At 63.0% G+C, this 18,774-nt stretch carries 15 protein-coding genes; 10 read left to right on the forward strand and 5 right to left on the reverse strand.

Annotation, left to right across the window (positions count from 1 at the left end; all coding sequences use genetic code 11):
• Window positions 1-3 precede the first annotated feature (3 nt).
• The 3 genes from ACNAOT_RS08900 to ACNAOT_RS08910 all read left to right on the forward strand — a co-directional run bounded on the left by ACNAOT_RS08900 (window position 4) and on the right by ACNAOT_RS08910 (window position 4,256).
• Complete coding sequence (locus ACNAOT_RS08900; protein WP_420180769.1) at window positions 4-1,359, forward strand: MFS transporter; 1,356 nt, start codon at window positions 4-6, stop codon at window positions 1,357-1,359.
• An 83-nt stretch (window positions 1,360-1,442) separates the two neighbouring features.
• The gene (locus ACNAOT_RS08905; RefSeq protein ID WP_420180770.1) at window positions 1,443-2,696 is read left to right on the forward strand and encodes a DUF4192 domain-containing protein; all 1,254 of its coding nucleotides are present in this window, start codon (window positions 1,443-1,445) and stop codon (window positions 2,694-2,696) included.
• 246 nt (window positions 2,697-2,942) lie between these two features.
• Window positions 2,943-4,256 carry an RNA polymerase sigma factor gene (locus ACNAOT_RS08910; RefSeq protein ID WP_091466703.1) on the forward strand — a complete coding sequence of 438 codons (1,314 nt, stop codon included), beginning with the start codon at window positions 2,943-2,945 and terminating at the stop codon, window positions 4,254-4,256.
• A 156-nt stretch (window positions 4,257-4,412) separates the two neighbouring features.
• Here ACNAOT_RS08910 and ACNAOT_RS08915 read toward each other — a convergent pair whose 3' ends face one another.
• Entirely contained in the window at window positions 4,413-4,634 is a 222-nt protein-coding gene (locus tag ACNAOT_RS08915; protein ID WP_054809363.1) for a DUF7455 domain-containing protein, read from the reverse strand.
• Window positions 4,635-4,889: 255 nt separating this feature from the next.
• On the opposite strand from ACNAOT_RS08915, the gene ACNAOT_RS08920 reads away from it, so the two are divergent.
• A complete protein-coding gene (locus tag ACNAOT_RS08920) occupies window positions 4,890-6,998 on the forward strand; it encodes a DNA gyrase/topoisomerase IV subunit B (protein WP_420180771.1) in 2,109 nt (702 codons plus the stop codon).
• Here ACNAOT_RS08920 and ACNAOT_RS08925 read toward each other — a convergent pair.
• Entirely contained in the window at window positions 6,995-8,206 is a 1,212-nt protein-coding gene (locus ACNAOT_RS08925; RefSeq protein WP_420180772.1) for an MFS transporter, read from the reverse strand. The genes ACNAOT_RS08920 and ACNAOT_RS08925 overlap by 4 nt on opposite strands.
• A 33-nt stretch (window positions 8,207-8,239) precedes the next feature.
• On the opposite strand from ACNAOT_RS08925, the gene ACNAOT_RS08930 reads away from it, so the two are divergent.
• The gene (locus tag ACNAOT_RS08930; RefSeq protein ID WP_420180773.1) at window positions 8,240-8,776 is read left to right on the forward strand and encodes a Chromate resistance protein ChrB; all 537 of its coding nucleotides are present in this window, start codon (window positions 8,240-8,242) and stop codon (window positions 8,774-8,776) included.
• Window positions 8,777-8,797: 21 nt separating this feature from the next.
• Here the strand turns inward: ACNAOT_RS08930 and ACNAOT_RS08935 are convergent, their stop codons facing one another.
• Together ACNAOT_RS08935 and ACNAOT_RS08940 are read right to left on the reverse strand one after the other, a co-directional pair.
• A complete protein-coding gene (locus tag ACNAOT_RS08935) occupies window positions 8,798-9,820 on the reverse strand; it encodes a M56 family metallopeptidase (RefSeq protein WP_420180774.1) in 1,023 nt (340 codons plus the stop codon).
• A 5-nt stretch (window positions 9,821-9,825) separates the two neighbouring features.
• A complete protein-coding gene (locus ACNAOT_RS08940) occupies window positions 9,826-10,212 on the reverse strand; it encodes a BlaI/MecI/CopY family transcriptional regulator (RefSeq protein WP_011774471.1) in 387 nt (128 codons plus the stop codon).
• A gap of 280 nt (window positions 10,213-10,492) precedes the next feature.
• On the opposite strand from ACNAOT_RS08940, the gene ACNAOT_RS08945 reads away from it, so the two are divergent.
• From ACNAOT_RS08945 to ACNAOT_RS08960, 4 genes are read left to right on the forward strand one after another with little or no spacing between them, the layout of a single operon-like run.
• Complete coding sequence (locus tag ACNAOT_RS08945; RefSeq protein WP_420180775.1) at window positions 10,493-12,091, forward strand: cytochrome ubiquinol oxidase subunit I; 1,599 nt, start codon at window positions 10,493-10,495, stop codon at window positions 12,089-12,091.
• A 19-nt stretch (window positions 12,092-12,110) separates the two neighbouring features.
• Entirely contained in the window at window positions 12,111-13,193 is a 1,083-nt protein-coding gene (cydB, locus tag ACNAOT_RS08950; RefSeq protein ID WP_420180776.1) for a cytochrome d ubiquinol oxidase subunit II, read from the forward strand.
• Between the two features lie 7 nt (window positions 13,194-13,200).
• Window positions 13,201-16,632, forward strand: a complete 3,432-nt coding sequence (cydD, locus tag ACNAOT_RS08955; RefSeq protein ID WP_420180777.1) for a thiol reductant ABC exporter subunit CydD — start codon at window positions 13,201-13,203, stop codon at window positions 16,630-16,632.
• Window positions 16,633-16,641: 9 nt separating this feature from the next.
• The gene (locus ACNAOT_RS08960) at window positions 16,642-17,652 is read left to right on the forward strand and encodes a GNAT family N-acetyltransferase (RefSeq protein ID WP_420180778.1); all 1,011 of its coding nucleotides are present in this window, start codon (window positions 16,642-16,644) and stop codon (window positions 17,650-17,652) included.
• Window positions 17,653-17,655: 3 nt separating this feature from the next.
• Here ACNAOT_RS08960 and ACNAOT_RS08965 read toward each other — a convergent pair whose 3' ends face one another.
• Window positions 17,656-18,174: a DinB family protein gene (locus tag ACNAOT_RS08965; RefSeq protein WP_420180779.1), complete on the reverse strand. Its 519-nt coding sequence runs from the start codon at window positions 18,172-18,174 to the stop codon at window positions 17,656-17,658.
• Between the two features lie 129 nt (window positions 18,175-18,303).
• Between ACNAOT_RS08965 and ACNAOT_RS08970 the strand changes: the two genes are divergently transcribed.
• Window positions 18,304-18,687, forward strand: a complete 384-nt coding sequence (locus ACNAOT_RS08970) for a VOC family protein (RefSeq protein ID WP_091466718.1) — start codon at window positions 18,304-18,306, stop codon at window positions 18,685-18,687.
• Window positions 18,688-18,774 lie beyond the last annotated feature (87 nt).

Here is an 18,774-nt window from a genome sequence, read left to right on the forward strand (position 1 = left end):
TGGGTGAATGCTCCCCGCGCCTGGCTCATCTGGACGATCGGCGTGTTCGCCTACCTGGTGGCGGTGGCGCAGAGAACCTCGTTTGGCGTCGCGGGGCTGGAAGCTACTGAGCGGTTCCATGCCAGCGCCGCTGCCATCTCTTTCTTCACGGTGCTTCAACTCCTGGTCTATGCAGGGCTGCAGATCCCCGTCGGTGTTCTGGTGGACAGGTTCGGTTCGCGGGCCATGGTGGCAGGTGGTGCCGTGCTCATGGGACTGGGGCAGTTGCAGTTGGCCTTTGCGGACAGTGTTCCCGGTGGCGTCCTGGGCCGCGTCCTGGTGGGAGCAGGCGATGCGATGACCTTCATTTCGGTGATCCGCCTGGTCCCGTTGTGGTTCGCTCCTGCCAAGGTTCCGCTGGTCACTCAACTGACTGGCATGTGCGGCCAGCTCGGCCAACTCTTCAGTGTGGTTCCGTTCGCGCTGCTTCTTCACTCGGCCGGATGGACGCCCGCGTTCCTCACCCTGGCAGCCATGTCCGTATTGGCAGTAGTCCTCGTGCTCGCAGTGCTTCGGGACGCACCACCCGGGCACCCGCCCCGGGACACCGGCCAGGGCCTCCGTGCCACCGGTATCTCGCTGTCCCGCGCGTGGAAACAGCCCGGCACCCGGCTGGGTCTCTGGAGCCACTTCACAGTGCAGTTCAGCGGGAACCTGTTTGCCATGACATGGGGCTATCCCTTCCTGTTGTCCGCGCAGGGACTCGATGCCGGGACCGTCTCCGGCCTCATGGCACTATTTGTTGCGACGGCGATCGTTGCCGGCCCTGGTTTTGGCCGGTTCGTCTCTAAACATCCCATGCGAAGATCCGCCATGGTCCTGCTGATTGCGTTGGCTACAGCCATGGCCTGGGCCGCCGTGCTGGTTCTTCCTGAGCGCGCCCCGCTGTGGCTCCTGGCCGTCTTGGTGGTGGTACTGGCTGTGGGTGGGCCCGGGTCCATGATCGGATTCGACTTCGCCAGGACATTCAATCCTTCGCATCGAATCGGCACGGCAACAGGCATCGTCAACGTTGGCGGTTTTATTGCGGCGCTCGTCGCCATTTACCTCATCGGTCTGGTACTCGACCTCCTGTACGCCAGTGGCTTCTCCGGCGGTGATTTGTACGGGCTTGCGCCGTTCCGTATTGCCCTCAGTGTTCAGTTCGTTCTTCTTGGCCTTGGTACGGTGCTCATCCTGGTAACACGGCGGAAGGTGCGACGCCAGATGGCATCCCAGGGGATTCACGTGCAGCCGCTGCTGGCCGCCCTTGCCAGGCAGCGTCGGGAACGGATCGAGCGGCGACGTGCCGCACGAACCGTTTCTCCGGACGAGCACTAGGCGGTCCGCGCTGCTGCGGCAGCTTTTCCACATAGGCGTGATGGTTACTGTCTCCTCCGGCAGGACTTGAGCAGGGTGGAACCATGACTTCCAACAGAACACTTAGCATCCACCAACCCGAAGACATTCTTGGCTACATTCCCCACATGCTGGGTTACTGGCCCGAGGACAGCCTTGTGGCCATCACCATGCAAGGGAAGGTCCTTGGCGCCACACTGCGGGTGGACCTGCCGAACCTTGATTCACCACAAGCCCGCTCGGGTTTCGCGGACCAGATCCGCAATTTCCTGATCGCCGATGAGGACGCCAACGGGGTGGTGCTTGCCCTCTACACCGACTCCGGATGGGAGGACGGCGACGTGGTCCGGCAGGCAATTCCGCTGCTCGAAGCCCTCCAGCGGAGTCTGGACGAGGTTGATTTATCGGTCCGGGACGCGTGGCTGGTTGGCTCCGAGTACTGGCGCAGCGCCTACTGCACAGATCTTCAATGTTGCCCGGTGCCGGGATTGCCTGTTGATCGCATCAAGAACAGCAGGCTCAGTGCAGAACTCGTGTACCGGGGGAGCTCCATCGGGCCGTCGCCGAGGAGCGGGCCCGGACAGCCCCGGCTTTCAAGTCCGGGGACGTTGGACCCTCTGGTGCTGGCAGCAGAGACACGCTACGGGAAGCAGATTCTCGGTGGGTGGCGGAGCGAGCGGTGTCTGGACGCCGTCCTTGCCGTGTGGCACCACGTGCTTAAGAGATGCGAAGCGGATGATCCGCTGCAGCCCGGGGTTGACGCGGAAATCCTGGGCTTCCTCAGAACCACCCTGAGAGTCCCTGCGTGGCGGGACGCTGTGGTTGTCATGGCGGCAGCAGGCATGGAGTCCGCAAAGTCCGGTGCTGCGGCGTTCGGACTTTTCATCGAAGACGACGCGGGCACGCCTTTCGACCCACAAGAACTCGGCATACCGGCCTCGGCCGTTCCGGTTGCCAAAGTTCATTATGAGCCCGATACGTCGGGGGACGTCTTCACCTACGGAGATGTCCTACTGGGCATGCAACCCTACATGCCTTGTTGGAACACCCTTGACGCATTGCAACAGGTTCTTTCCGGGCTATGTGTCGACGACGAATCCGGCGTAGTGCCTGCGGCGGCACTGACCCTTCAGGGCTGGATTTCCTGGTGCAAGGGGCGTGGATCCGTTGCGCACGCCTGCCTTGGCCGGGCGGAGGCTGCGCAACCGGGATACCGACTGGCCGAACTGCTCATGGACCTTCTGGGACAGGGGACCATTTGCACGTGGGCGCGGAGCTCCGAGACCGCATGGCGCGGGTTCAAGGACACGGTGGCCTAGGGGGTTTGAAATTTCCCTAGGCATGCGTTTCGCAAAACCGTGAGACAATGGATGCCGAGACCCGGTTGGGTCCGCGTTCGAATGCCTGAATTGGCCCCTTCATCGGGAACAAAACAGTGTCGTCGGGAGTTCTCTATAGAGACTCTGCAGGCGGCGATCGCATTTGAAATTGATCGCGGACTTGACAGGGTCATAGTGGTGTTGCCCGTATGGTGATTCCACAGACCGCCGCTAGAAAGGTTTTCTGTGACCCCGTCTTCCGTCGAGAAGGAACCCGCCGCCCAGGCCGAATTGTCCGCTGAGGAAAAGAAGGCGGCAACATCGGCAAAGCGCGCAGCGACACGTGCTGCCAACAAGGCCTCAGAGGGCGACTCTGACAAGCCGGCACCCAAGAAGCGTGGACCCAAGCCCGGCGCGAAGGCCGCCGCTGAGGCCGCGAACAAGTCCTCAGGATCCGACGCTGAGGATTCCAGCGGCGAGGATGAAGACTTTGATCCCGCAGCTGCCGAGGAAGTCGAAGTCGGAGAAGATGACGTCGAGGACGGCGCCACGGCTACCAAGGACAAGGCTGCTCCCTCAGGTACGGGATTCGTCTACTCCGATGCCGACGACGACGACGCTCCTGTCCAGCAGGTCATGTCGGCCGGTGCTACTGCCGACCCCGTCAAGGATTACCTGAAGCAAATCGGCAAGGTCGCACTGCTGAACGCAGAGCAGGAAGTTGACCTCGCCCTTCGGATCGAGGCCGGCCTCTTTGCCGAGGAAAAGATCAACGCTGACGACGGATCCATGGATCCCAAGCTCAAGCGTGAGCTTGAATTCGTCATTCACGATGGCAAGCGTGCCAAGAACCACCTGCTCGAAGCCAACCTGCGCCTGGTCGTTTCCTTGGCCAAGCGCTACACCGGCCGCGGCATGCTCTTCCTGGACCTGATCCAGGAAGGCAACCTGGGCCTTATCCGTGCAGTTGAGAAGTTCGACTACACCAAGGGCTTCAAGTTCTCCACCTACGCAACCTGGTGGATCCGTCAGGCGATTACCCGCGCCATGGCAGACCAGGCCCGCACCATCCGTATTCCGGTGCACATGGTGGAAGTCATCAACAAGCTGGCCCGCGTACAGCGCCAAATGCTTCAGGACCTCGGCCGCGAACCGACGCCTGAAGAGCTGGCACTCGAGCTGGACATGACGCCTGAGAAGGTTGTCGAGGTCCAGAAGTACGGCCGCGAGCCGATTTCGCTCCACACCCCGCTGGGTGAGGACGGTGACTCGGAGTTCGGTGACCTGATTGAGGACTCCGAGGCTGTGGTCCCTGCCGACGCCGTGAGCTTTACGCTCCTGCAGGAGCAGCTGCACTCCGTTTTGGACACCCTGTCCGAGCGCGAAGCCGGAGTTGTGGCAATGCGCTTCGGCCTGACCGACGGCCAGCCGAAGACTTTAGACGAAATCGGCAAGGTCTACGGCGTCACGCGCGAGCGTATCCGCCAGATCGAATCCAAGACCATGTCCAAGCTGCGGCACCCGTCCCGCTCGCAGGTCCTGCGGGACTACCTGGACTAATAGCATCCAGAACCGGTGTTGAGAGCGGCCCAGTCGGAATTTCCGGCTGGGCCGCTTTTTCCTGTTGGCCACAACACTTTCAACGCAACAAGGCCCCTCCCGTGTGGGAGGAGCCTTGTCATGTAATCAAAAAGGGTTTCCGGATAACCGGACTGCCTAGTCGACGGGGACGGGAGCCTTCTCGTTGAGGCGCTCGGTCTCATCGTGCCAGCCGGAAGTCATTGGCCGAAGCGTAGCTTCAACTGCACGTGCGTGGTGGCCGCAGAAGAGCAGCTCACCACCGGAGGACTCGAGTACAACGCGTACGTACGCCTGGGCTCCGCAACGGTCACAGCGGTCAGCTGCGTTCAGCGTGCGGTCTGCAACTGCTGTTGTCATGTCGGCCTCCTTAGTAGTTCTGTACATCCATATAACCAGCATTCGAGGCAGATCCATGGCAAGGATGGGTCACTTTCGCTGTCCGCGTATCACATGTGCGTAACGTAACCAGGCAGGCAGCGCCCGCGCTGGAGTGGCAAACGGCGCCTGATGACTTCCCCGGCTACGCTTGTACGGGCAGTGTTTGCCTTGAATTACCAGTCAACACACGGCTGGGAAGCACCCGGAGATATACCCCGAAGGAGCACACCGCGAGTGGCACCGAGTTCTGAATACAACGCCCGGCATCTGTCTGTCCTTGAGGGCCTGGAAGCCGTTCGCAAGCGCCCGGGCATGTACATCGGCTCCACTGACTCGCGCGGCCTCATGCACTGCCTATGGGAAATCATCGACAACGCCGTGGATGAGGCTCTTGCAGGCTTTGGACATGACATTAAAGTCATCCTGCATGCCGACAACTCCGTGGAAATCCACGACGACGGCCGCGGTATCCCCGTGGACGTAGAGCCCAAGACAGGCCTCTCCGGCGTCGAAGTCGTGTTCACCAAACTGCACGCGGGCGGTAAGTTCGGCGGCGGTTCGTACACAGCCTCGGGCGGTTTGCATGGCGTCGGAGCTTCAGTGGTGAACGCTTTGTCCAGCCGCCTTGATGTCCAGGTGGACCGGGGCAGCAAGACCTACCAGATGTCGTTCCGCCGCGGCGAGCCGGGACGCTTCGTGGATTCCGGTGCAAAACCAAGCCCCAATGCACCCTTCGAGCCGTTCGTTGAGAACTCGGTGCTGGATGTTGTGGGCAAGGCAAAGCGTGGCGTCACGGGAACTCGCGTGCGTTATTGGGCAGACCGTCAAATTTTCACCCCTGACGCCAAGTTCTCCTACGACGACCTGGCAGCACGGGCCCGCCAAACATCGTTCCTTGTGCCCGGCCTGAAAATCACCGTGCGCGACGAGCGCAAGCTGGCCGGAACACCTGGAGAGGCCGGTGTCCATGAGGAAGTGTTCCATCACGATGGCGGCATCTCCGAGTTTGTCGAGTTCCTCGCTGCCGATTCCGGAGTGACGGATGTCTGGCGCCTTCACGGTTCTGGAAAATTCAAGGAAACCGTTCCGGTCCTCGATGAGAACGGGCACAGCAAGATCGCGGAAGTTGAACGTGACTGCGAGGTGGACATCGCCCTGCGTTGGGGCGTCGGTTACGAGACCACTATGCGCAGCTTCGTCAACATCATCGCAACGCCCAAGGGCGGAACGCACCAGTCCGGTTTTGAGGCCGCCCTGCTGAAGACCTTCCGCAAGGCCGTGGAGACGAACGCGCGCAAGCTCAAAGCCGGCAACGACAAGATTGAGAAAGACGACATTCTCGCCGGGCTGACTGCCGTCCTGACTGTCCGGCTTGCGGAGCCGCAGTTCGAGGGACAGACCAAGGAGATCCTTGGTACCTCGGCGGTACGGGCAATCGTGGCCAAAGTGGTTGAGAAGGAAATAACTACAAGGCTGAACTCGGCCAACCGCAACGACAAAGCCCAGTCGGCGCTCCTCCTGGAGAAGATGGTCGCCGAGATGAAGTCGCGCATCTCTGCCCGCGTGCACAAGGAAACCCAGCGCCGCAAGAACGCCCTGGAAACTTCGTCAATGCCCACCAAGCTTGCAGACTGCCGTACTGATGACGTCGCGCGCTCTGAACTGTTCATCGTGGAGGGTGACTCGGCGCTCGGTACTGCCAAACTTGCCCGCTCATCCGACTTTCAGGCACTGCTGCCCATCCGCGGCAAGATCCTGAACGTCCAGAAAGCATCCGTAGGCGACATGTTGTCCAACGCTGAGTGCGCGGCGTTGATCCAGGTTGTGGGCGCCGGCTCGGGTCGAAGCTTCGATATTGACGCTGCCCGTTACGGCAAGGTCATCCTCATGACTGACGCCGACGTTGACGGTGCGCACATCCGCACACTGCTGCTCACCCTGTTCTTCCGATACATGCGTCCCATGGTCGAGGCCGGCCGCGTGTTTGCCGCTGTCCCGCCCCTGCACCGCGTGGAAGTGATCAACCCCGGCCAGAAGGCCAATGAGATGATCTACACCTACTCAGAGGCTGAGCTTCACGTGCTTCTCTCCAACCTTGCCAAGGAGGGCAAACGCTACAAGGAACCTATCCAGCGGTATAAGGGTCTGGGCGAAATGGACGCTCAGCAACTGGCCGAGACCACTATGGATCCACGACACCGGACCCTCCGGAAGGTGGGCATCGATAGCGCCCAACGTGCCGAGGAAGTCTTCGATCTTTTGATGGGCTCGGACGTGGCGCCGCGTAAGGAGTTCATTATTGCCGGCGCGGCCACCCTGGACCGGGAGCGCATCGACGCCTAGCTCGGCTTTGACGGAACCGGGGCGCCATCAGCGGCCTGTGGCGTGGGGGCGCCCGGGGCGGCGAACGTAGCCGCTCCCACCACCAAGGCCAAGGCGCCCAGACCCCAGGGCAGCCCGGCCGCTACGGCAACGCCTCCCACCAGCAGCGGCCCACCGGCGTCGCCAAGTTCACGGCCCAGCTCGGCTGAGCCCATGGTTCTACCGAGGCGTTCGGCCGGTGTTGCATCGGCCAGGTGGGCGAATGCGAGAGGTGTGGACACGCCGATTCCCGTACCGATGAGCACGGCCGCGACGTAGATCCCCGCTGCTCCCGGCAACAAGCCGGCTATCAGGGTGCCAATGGAGATGGCGAGGAGGCCGGCCACCATGCCGGGCCTGTCGGCGATTCTTCCTTGGTCCCGCAGCTGGCCGACGCGGGGCTGTATCAGCGCGGAAGCTACTGCGAGCACTGTGACTACGGCAACGCTGCCGGCCGTGCCAAGCCCTTCCCGTGCTGCCAGCGCAGGGAGGAAGCCGACGGCGGCACCCAGTGCTCCCGTGGCAGCGGCCAACACCAGGGTTGGTCCAAGAAACGACCGCTGGGTGCTTTGTCGCCAAACATCGACGATGGTGTACCGGGGGCGGGGAAGCGGCTGCAGGCGGGGCACTGAAGCAAGGGCCCACACTGCCACTGCCAGGCCCAGGGCCGCCAGGATCCCGAACAGCAGGCTGAATCCGCCGGTGATGATGGCCAAGGCTCCGAGCAGCGGTCCGATAGCGTATCCGAGTCCTTTCCAGGAGCCGTAGCGGCCAAAGTAGTGCCCGGTCTTGCCGCCTGCCAGCCGGGCAACGCTAGCGGACGAAGCCGGGGAGAAGGCTGAAGCTGCCATCCCTTGGCCAAGTCGCGCGGCGGCGAGCATGGCGGGCTGATCCGCCCATAATCCAATCAGGGAGGCCGCGGAGAAAGCCACCAGCCCACCCACAATGACCGGCTTGGGCCCGATGCGATCGCTGAGGGCGCCGAAAACGGGTTTGAGGAACACTTCCGCGATGTCGTACAAAGCCAGCAGAACGCCCAGGGCAAGCAAACTCAAACCGATGTCCGCGCTTTCCGCCCCAAGGCCCGCTGCGACAGCATGGGCGCCAAAGGCGGTGGTAAATCCCGCGGCGTAGAGGGGCCAACGCTGGCTGGCTGCACCGGAAGGTCTAAGAGTGTTCGTGGCTTTCACAGTACGAATGTAACAGCTGCTACATTCGTAACTGTGATCGAAGAACAGTGGTTGTTGATTTTGGTGCAGGTTCCTGCGCAGCCATCCCGGCACAGGGTGGCAGTGTGGCGCGAACTGCGCCGGATCGGGGCTGTTCCTTTGTCGCCGGGTACTTGGGTTCTGCCTGCCCATCCGGCCTTCGATGAAGGCCTCGCGCGAGCTTCGGCACTGGTGGCAAAGGGCGATGGTTCCTGGACGTTGGTGGACGCTGCGCCCCGGGGCGCAGGCGCGGACACGTTCCGCAGCGCATTCGAAGCTGCCCGGCTGGAGGAGTGGAACGAGTTCACGGCCGATTGCGGCAAATTTGAGCAGGAGATAGCCAAAGAGATCTCGAGGGAGAAGTTCACTTTCGCCGAACTGGAGGAAGAAGAACAAAGCCTGGAGCGTTTGAGACGCTGGTACAGGGAGTTGAAGTCGCGCGATGTGCTTCATTTGCCGCAGGCGGCTGTTGCCTCAGAGCACCTGGCTCGCTGTGCCGAGGCCTTGGAAGGCTACGCCTCCTTGGTGTACGAGGCGACGCTGCCCCAGTAGCCGGTCAAGCCAGGCAATCCGTCAGCCCAGTAGTCCCGGAACGATCAACAGTGCAGTGGGCACCGCAAGCAGCAAGGCGGAGGCGGCCAGGACCAGTGCCCGCGCAGCCCTGGTGAGTGGAGGCTTGGGTGAGAGCAGGCGGCTGACGCGTGACGCCGTCGTGCGTGGGGAGTCGGCACCGCCGGTGGCGCTGACTGCATTGCCCTCGACGACGGCGCCCCCTGCGCTGAGTGCCTGGCTGCCGGCCAGTGCCTGACGCCCGCTGACGGACTGCCCGTCCAGGGCGGGCTGTGTGGTGCCGCTGGCGACGATGGCGATGGCCTTGATCAGGGTGCCCTTACTTTCGGTTCGGAGGGCGACGTCGTCGGCCAGCATTTCGATCAGGGAGTTCACCGCGGTCTGGGCCAGCCGGGTGGTGGGGAACCATGGCAGGGCCTGACGCCAGGCAGCAAAGGCCCAAAGGAGGAGATCGTGGCGCTGGGACAGGTGCGCGTTCTCGTGGATCAGTACAGCCCGGAGTTCAGCTGGTTCAAGTGCTGCCATCAGACCGTCGGAGAGTACCGTTACGGATCGGGCGCCGCCAGGGAGGCAGTAGGCGACGGGGGAGTCGTGGTTGATCACCACGGTGCCGGGGCCGTCGTCCGACGGTGACGCCAGGAGGGCCAGCAGCTCGCGGTGGCGTCGCCGCTGGCGTTCAATCTTGTAATAGGTCAGCAGCAGGGTGAAGACCAGGTGGGCGGTCAACAGTGCCGCTGCGGAGAGCGCAAAAAGGTGCCAAAAGCCCAGCGCCGTAGTGGGTTCGTTGTTGAAGACCATCCCGGCCAGGCTCTTGAGTCCCGCAATGAGGTTGTCCCCGATGGGCTCGAGTCCGTAAACGAGCATGGCCCCGATCATGGACAAGCCACCAGCGAGGGCGATCGCTTGCCACAGCACCATGGCGGTGAAGGGGGATCGTGCCGGCCACTGTGCGCGCGACAGGAGTACGGGTACTGGCCACGCCAGAATGATTGCCAGGACCGCAAGCAGGTATGAGGTCCAGAACATAGTGGCTAATTGTAGCCGAGCAGTTTGCGCAGGGTAGCGGCTTCACTTTCGGTGACGGAACCAATGAAGCGTGCCAGGACGGCCTCGCGGTCCGGAGCCGAGCCCAGGACCTCGTGCATGAGTTCGGCGGTGTGATCGGCGCGGCTGGAGACGGCTTGGTAGCGGTGTGGCCGCGTTCCGCGTTCGCGCTCCACCAGGCCCTTCTTTTCCAGGCGTGAGAGCACAGTGAGGACCGTGGTTACGGCCAGATCCTTGCCTTGATGACCCGCGGTGCCGTCACCGGCCTCGGAATCCTGCGCCAGGAGATCGCGCAGTGTGTTGGCGGTTGCAGCCTCCTGGCCTGCCCAGAGCAGATCCATCACTGCCCGTTCCAGTTCCCCAAGACTTGCCATTTATACGTCCCTACCTTCCGCTTCCCGGTGCAGGGTGGCTGCTGCCGGGAGCGATGATCCAACATTCCACAATAAATCTACCGCTTTTCAGAGCTTCATTCTACGTGAGGTAGAACTATCGGCGCGCCGCGCCCATGAGCGATCCCTTGCGCGTGGGTTACGCCACTTGAAGAATGGGTTTCGTCTCCCTCCATTTGTTCTACACTGTGTAGAAGAGAAGTTTTCTACGTGACGTAGAAGTAAGGTCATCGTACTTCGGTCCACCGCACAAAGGACAGCCATGGACGCCTTGGAAATCGCACGCTGGCAGTTTGGTATCACTACCGTCTACCACTTCATGATGGTGCCGCTCACCATTGGCCTCGGCCTGGTAGTGGCCATCATCCAGACCATTTGGTACCGCACCGGCAAGCCCGAGTACCTGCGGATGACCAAGTTCTGGGGAAAGCTCTTCCTCATCAACTTCATCATGGGCGTAGCCACCGGCATCGTCCAGGAATTCCAGTTCGGCATGGCGTGGAGTGAGTACAGCCGTTTCGTCGGGGATGTTTTTGGTGCGCCCCTGGCCCTCGAAGCACTGTTGGCCTTCTTCGTTGAATCCACCTTCCTGGGACTGTGGATCTTTGGCTGGAAGCAACTCAAGCGCGGCGTCCATCTGGCGTGCTTGTGGATCGCCGTGATTGGTTCAGTCTTCTCCGCATACTTCATCATCGTGGCCAACTCCTGGATGCAACACCCCGTGGGCGTTGAGATGGTGGATGGCCGGCCCGTGATGACCGATGCCTGGGCTGTATTCACCAACAACACGGCACTGGTTGCGGTGCCCCACACACTGTTCGGTGCACTGGCTGTCGCGGGCGCCTTCCTGTTGGGTATCGCCTGGTACCACCTCTGGCGCCGCCGCCACGATGGCATTGATGTGGTGGGCAAGGACGGCAAGCTGGTTCCCGGCAAGGCCGCAATCCCGGGCCGTGACAAAGCCGACTACACCGTATGGATGACATCCTTGCGAATTGGCGCAGTGGTGGCCATGATCTCCTTCGCAGGAACGGCCATCACAGGTGACCTCCAGGGCAAACTGATGTTCGAGCAGCAGCCCATGAAGATGGCCGCAGCGGAAGCTGCCTGCCATGACGGCACGGGCTTCTCGGTCCTGAGCGTCGGCAACCTCGGTGCCACCAACTGCGACGACATCGTGGCTGTCATCGAAGTACCCGGCATCCTCTCCTTCCTGGCCAAGGGCGACTTCACCACCGAGGTCAAGGGCGTGAACAGCCTGCTGGGTGAGTACAAGGAGAAGTACGGCACCCACCTGCCGGACAACCCCCTGTACGGTGAGCGCGCCGGACAGGAAATCCAATACGTGCCTGTCATGGAAGTGACCTACTGGGGCTTCCGCATGATGATCGGCTTCGGTGGCCTCGCCGCATTCGCCGCACTGTTGGCCCTCTGGGTCACCCGCAAGGGCGTGGTTCCCGAGTCAAAATGGCTCATGCGTCTTGCCGTCCTGGGGATCCTCGCACCGTTCGGCGCCAACGCCGCAGGCTGGATCTTCACCGAAATGGGCAGGCAGCCGTTCGTGGTGGCCCCCAACCCTGACATGAACGGAATCGACCAGGTCTTCATGTTCACCGCTGCCGCGGTATCTCCGGGGGTCAGCGCAGGAGAGCTCATGACCTCGCTGGTAGTCCTCACCGCCATCTATGCCGTGCTGCTGGTGGTGGAGGTGAAGCTCCTGGTCAAGTACATCCGCGGCGGCGTGGCCTCGGCGATGCCCGAACTGGGCCACGCGCAGGACTCCGACGACCAACATGACAAGAACGACGACGGCACCGGACCGGACAAGTCCGGCGACGACGTCCTGGCATTCGCCTACTAAAGGCTAAGGGGTACTGACAATGGAACTGTTGCCAACCATCTGGTTCGTGGCCATCGCCGTGTTGTGGACCGGTTATCTCTTCCTGGAGGGTTTCGACCTCGGCGTCGGCATGCTCATGAAGCTGTTTGCCCGCCACAACACCGACCGCCGCGTGCTGCTAAACACCATCGGCCCGGTATGGGACGGCAATGAGGTGTGGCTGCTCACCGCAGCCGGTGCCACCTTCGCAGCCTTCCCTCTCTGGTACGCCTCGCTATTCTCCAGCCTCTACCTCCCGCTACTGGCTGTCCTGGCCGCCTTGATCTTCCGGGCAGTCGCTTTCGAATACAGGGGCAAGGTGGACTCCGAGCGGTGGCGCAACCGCTGGGACTGGGCGATCGCGATCGGATCCTTCGGGGCTGCCTTCGGCATCGGCGCAGCCTTGGCGCTCACCACCACGGGCCTGCCCTTGAATGCCAATGGGGACCGCGTCGGTGGCCCAATGTCCTGGTTCAGCGGCTACGCACTCCTTGGCGGTTTCGGTGTGGTGGCGTTTGCCCTGGTACACGCACTGGCGTTCCTTGCCCTTAAGACCGACGGCGACGTGCGGCATCGCGCCCGCCGCTGGTTCATTCGACTGGTGCCGTTCGCGGTGTTGCCGATGTTCGGCTGGATGGTGGTCGTCCAGTTCCTGAGCGGCAAGCCCTGGACCTGGGCCTTGGTGGCAGCAGCTATCGTCGCAGTGGTCCTGGCGTGGCGGCTGGCCCGAGCCGGGTCTGAAGGACGCGCCTTCAGCGCCCTCGGCGCGTTCATTGTGTGCGCCACTGCCTCGATCTTCGGAGCTGCCTTCCCGGTGGTCATCCCCTCCACGATCGATCCCGCCTTCAACTTGACCATCTCCAATGCCTCGTCCTCGGACTACACGCTGGGCCTCATGAGCATCGTTGCAGCCGTTGGCCTGCCACTCGTGATTGCCTACCAGTCATGGACGTACTGGGTGTTCCGGAGGCGCGTAAGCGCGGCCCACATCCCCGAAGCCCACGGGTTCCTGCCAGCCATCGCCGCCAAGGTGATGATCCCCAAGGACAGCTCGCCGGCCACACCACGCAAATCGGGAGAATAGCCGCCCCATGAAACCCGTGTTCCCTACCGGCCCAGCCACGCGATCGGCGCTCTACGCCCTTGGCCTGATGTCCACCCTCAAAGCACTGTCCCTGGTGCTCATGGCCCAGGCTGTGGCGGGGATGCTGGCCGGACTAACGTCCGGGGCAGGGAACTCCGGCCCGGCGGACTGGAACAACGGGCTGATCTGGGGCGCGGTGGGAGCGGTCCTCAGGTCGCTGACGGTGTGGGGCCAAGGCGTTGCCTCCAGACGGGCTGCGCTGGGCGTCAAAGAGGAACTGCGGGCACGGCTGTTGAGGCGCTCGCTGTCCGACGGCGTTTCGTCGCCCGTAGCTGGAATGAACGACGGCGGCCTGGCGATCCTTGCCACGCGGGGCCTGGACGCACTGGACGACTACTACACCCAATACCTGCCTGCGATCGTGAACTGCGCTACGGTCCCGCTCCTGATCGGAGCCCGGATCCTCTTCGCCGACTGGGTAAGTGCTGTGGTGATCGTCCTGACGGTTCCACTGGTGCCGCTGTTCATGGTCCTCATCGGCAGGCACACCGAAGACACCGTCCGGGAGGCGCAAAGCACGCTCCGGAAACTGTCCGGCCACATCCTTGAACTCGCCAAAGGCCTTCCCGTCCTGGTGGGTCTGGGACGTGCCACCGAACAGCGCGCAGCCCTGGAAGATATCTCCGAGCAATACCGGACCCGGACCATGGGCACACTTCGCACGGCGTTCCTTTCCGCGCTGGCCCTGGAACTCATAGCGACGATCTCCGTGGCCGTAGTGGCTGTATTCATCGGCGTACGGCTGGTGCATGGCGACATGGCCCTTGAAGCCGGTCTCCTGGCACTGATCCTGGCCCCGGATTGCTACCTTCCGCTGCGGGAACTCGGCACCGCCCACCACGCAAGCGATGACGGCAGGGCAGCCCTCGAAACCACCAACGCCGTACTGGATGCCCCCGCACACGAGCGCCTGCAGGATCATGAGCCTTCCAACACTGCGCAGGCCGGGGTAGTTGTGAGCGGATTGTCCGTGACGTACCACGGAAGGTCAGCAGCCGCCGTCGGGCCCCTCAGCTTCACTGCCGCGCCCGGGCGCGTTACGGCCCTCGACGGCGACAGCGGCTCCGGGAAGAGCACAGTCCTGGGTGTCCTCGCCGGGCTCATCGGCCAAGGGCCGGGCGCCTCGGTCACAGGGACCATCACCGGTGCGGACCCAGGGACAGTGGCGTGGGTTCCGCAACACCCTGTCATGGCCACCGAAACTGTGCAGAAAGAGATTGAACTCTATCTTGACGGGTACAAGGGGAACTTCTCCGAGGCCGTCACCCGTGTCCTTCGGAAGGCCTCTGCAGAGCACCTGGCTGCCAGGAACCCAGCGGAACTAAGCCCCGGAGAGCTGCGGCGGATCGCCCTCGCCCGTGGACTGGCCCGCGTGGAAGCAGGCGCTACGGTCCTGTTGCTCGACGAGCCCACCGCCCATCTGGACCAATACTCCGCCAGCGTGGTCCGTCGCGCCATAGAGTCGCTTCGTGGCAACGTCACCGTGATCCTGGTGGCCCACGACGCCGCCACCCGGGCGCTCGCCGACCACCTGGTACCCGTAGGGCAGCAGCACCAGCACCGCCAGGGGACCTCGGTGCCCATAGTGGCCGGGGCGAGCAGTCCGCGCGGTACCCGTGGCGGGGTTGTTACAGTCCCAGCGAAGGAAGCCAGTCCCCAACGCGGCCTCCCGCCCGCTCCCACGACCAGCAGCCTGCATGGTCTCCTGCGGGCTCTGCGACCCGTACGTTGGAAGTTCCTTGCCGCAGGTGTCGTGGCCGTCCTGGCCGCCCTCTTCGCAGTGGCACTGTCAGGTCTGTCCGGGTGGCTGATTATCCGCGCCAGCGAACAACCGCCCATTCTCTACCTGCTCGGCGCGATCGTCGGAGTCAGGTTCTTCGGTATAGGAAGGGCCGTTCTGCGTTATTGCGAGCGGCTCTTGACCCATGATGCTGTCTTCGCTGCGATGACCCGGCTCCGCGGTGCTCTGTGGGCATCGCTGAGCCGCAGGGCGCTGTCCCTCCGGCGCCTCCTCCAAGGCGGCAACGTGTTGGGCTCCATCGTGGACGACGTGGACACCCTCCGCGATCTTCTGCCCAGGGTTGTCCTCCCTCCCGTAACTGCCCTTGGAGTCGGGGCCGCGTCGATCCTCGCTACAGCAATCGTTTTGCCGGCTGCCCTGCCGGCGGTGGTGGCAGCCGCCGTCGTCGGCCTGGTCCTTGCCCCGACCCTTGCGGTCCTGGCTGACAGGAACGCCGCCAAGGCTGAACAGCAGATGCGTTCAGTGGTGCTTCGGGGAGTGGCCGCAGCCCTCGATGCCCGTGCGGAACTGAGTGCCAACGGGGTGGGGGAGCCTGTCCTCGGTGCACTGCGCGACAAAGACCGCACCGCCACCCTCTCTGCACAACGGTCGGCATGGGCTGAAGGGCTCGGCCAGGCAGTGATTGTCCTGGCTTGCTCGATGGCCGCCTTGTGGGCGGGCGTCCTGAGTGCACCCGCCGTACTGAACGGCACTGTCGCAGCGGAACTGGCAGCTGTCATTGTCCTCATGCAACTAGCCCTGGTTGAACCCTTTGGTGGCATCGTGTCCGCTGTGCGCCAAGCCCCGGCGCTCGCAGCCGTGCTCGGCCGCGTGGCAGCATCCGGCGCTTTGGACACCCCCACCCCAGGGAGCCAAGCGGAAGAGCACGACGGCGGCACGCGTCGCCTGCCTGATCGGCCCGGCCGGGCGGGACTGGAGTTGCGGGGTGCGTCAGCGTCCTGGCCGGGTGGCCCGAACGTCTTTTCCGGTGTGAATGCTGTTGCCGAGCCCGGCCGATGGCTTGCCGTGACCGGCCCCTCCGGTGCAGGGAAGTCCACGCTCCTCTCGGTACTTCTCGGATTCCTGCCCCTGACAGAAGGAACTGTGAAGCTCGCCGGCAAAGCTGCGTGGTGCCCCCAGGAGGCACACCTGTTCGACTCCACTATCCGCGGCAACCTCCTGCTGAGCCGCCCGGCTGCAGCGAAGCCCAGCGAGTCAGAGATGCGCAATGCGCTGGCCGACGTCGGGCTTGATTCAGTCGTGGCGGCACTGCCGGAAGGGCTCGATGCCCGTATCGGCCCTGGCGGTTCTTTCCTGAGCGGCGGCGAACGTCAGCGGCTTGCCATGGCCAGGACGCTCCTGACCGGAGCCACCGTCTTGTTGCTTGACGAACCTACGGCCCACTTGGATGCGGGCTCGGCGCGGGAAATGATGGCCATTCTGCGCAATGGACTCAAGGACGTCACCGTTGTCCTGGTCACGCATAATCCGGACGATATTGATCCGGCAGATGGGCGGCTGGAGTTGCCTGCAACCCAGGGTGCCGGGAAGCGAAGCCCGGGCGCGGCGGAACTGGTGGGAAGGTCTACTCCTCAGTAGCCTGTTGGCATGCCTTTCGAAACCGCACGCCAAGTCATGCCCGACGCCGTTGCAACCGGCCTGAGCTGGCGACCAGCCACCATGGAAGACCTCGGGAACTGGGCGGGCCTGATTGCCCGGACGGCCGCCGTCGAACATCCCGTCTGGTACGAAAAGCGCGGCGACCTGGTCCACATCCTGGAGTCGACCAAGAACCCGGCGGAAACGAGCACGCTGCTGGGCATCGACTCCGACGGTGTGGCGCGTGCCTACGGCCGAATCGCCAAGAATCCCGAGGGCGACAAAGCCACCGGAATGGCGTGCGTTGACCCGGAATGGCAACAACGGGGCATCGGCTCTGCAGTGCTGATGTGGCAGGAAGGACAAGTACGCTCCCGGTTCGAGTCCGATCAAGCTGCCGGACACACCACAGCACCGCCGCGTCTCCGCATCCAGACGGAGGAACAGCACGAGCACCAGGCAACACTCCTGATGGGTCACGGCTACGGTGCTGTGCGCTGGTTCAACGAAATGCACCGGCCCCTGTCCCAGCAACTGCCCGTGGCGCCCCTGAGTGCGGGACTTGAGCTCAGGACGCTGGATCCATCGCTCTTTGAACCCGTGCGCCAAGCCCATAACGATGCGTTCAGGGACCACTGGGGGAGCGAGCCACGGGATGAAGAAGCGTGGCGCTTCACCATTGAGGAACCGACGGCCCGGCACGATCTCAGTGCGGTGGTTATTGATTCCGGCACGGGGGAGGTGGCCGGATACCAGCTAACCAGCTTTGATCCCGACTCTGCCGCCGATCGCGGTTTCAAGGAAGGCTACACAGAGCTCCTTGGCGTGCGGCGGGCCTATCGCGGTCGGGGCATAGCCCAAGCACTGCTCGCCGATGCCATGCAGCGCTACGTCTCGGCGGGAATGGACGTGGCCTCACTGGACGTGGACTCGGCCAACCCCACGGGGGCGTTGGAACTCTACTTGGGCATGGGTTATGCGCCAGTAAACCGCAGTATGACGTGGGAGAAGATGCTCTAGTTTTTAGCCGTCCACATCATGAAGGTGATGCACAACGTCGTGGAGGAAGTACTGGGAGAACGTCAGCACGGTGAATGAGGATCCGTTGCTGCGCGTTCCGGTGCGTTGCCAATCATCCTCAGTGACGCGGGCGAAGGACTCGGCAATCTCGTTGCCCTCTGCCGCCAGTTCGTCGGCCACCGTGCGGGGATCAGCGGAACCGTACTCACCGTCGATCGCGGCCTGGTCCTGGTCCCAATTGGCAAACCGGGCGTCATCCTCGGTGAGCATCAGGTTCAGGCGCTGATCGAAGAGGCTGAAGACGTCCCGGACGTGGCAGGCGTACTCCAGGTTGGACCATGTGTGGTCGTTGGGACGTGTTGCTACATCCTCCCGGCGCAGCACGGCCCGCCACCGGGGAAGCATGTTCAGGACGGTGCCGGGCACCGTGGAAGGGGTCACCGTTGCGGGGTCGAAACCGCACTCGGGGCAGGGCTGTGAGAGCACCCAGGTCCAGTCTTTTTCATCGGGGATGATCGGCATGCGGCCAGTCTAAGCTGAACCTGCGCGGGCCCCTCTACAGCCCACGAAATATGGTGTCGTTTTTCAATTACTTACGGACCCTGCCAAGAGTAAAGTTCGTTCCGGGGGGAGAGCCGGAAAGAGAAAACAATGCTCAAGGATCAGCAGGTTGGTGCCGTCCTACCGGCACAGGACATAGCCCGGGCACGCGCGTATTACAGCGAAAAACTCGGACTGGAACCCGAAAATCCGGACGACGACGACAACCTCCAGTACAGGTGTGGCGATGGAACCGGATTCTTTGTCTATCAGACGTCCAATGCAGGGACTGCCAAGAATACCCAGATGGGCTGGACGGTCAGCGATGTCCGGGCCACAGTGCAGGAGCTGCGCGGCAAGGGAGTCAAGTTCGAAGACTACGACTTCCCGGGCCTGAAGACTGAAGACGGCATCGCTACGATGCCTGATGGAAGCGCCGCAGCATGGTTCCTCGACAGTGAGGGAAACATACTGAGCATCAACCAAACCGGCTAGCCCGTGCGGTGGCTTCACAGCCACGGCAGCACAAAGGCCGGAGGTCTGTAACCCCCGGCCTTTGCCGTGCAGTTCGGGTACCCCGTG

It is taken from the genome of Paenarthrobacter sp. TA1.8 (assembly GCF_048595705.1).
Taxonomy (GTDB): domain Bacteria; phylum Actinomycetota; class Actinomycetes; order Actinomycetales; family Micrococcaceae; genus Arthrobacter; species Arthrobacter nitroguajacolicus.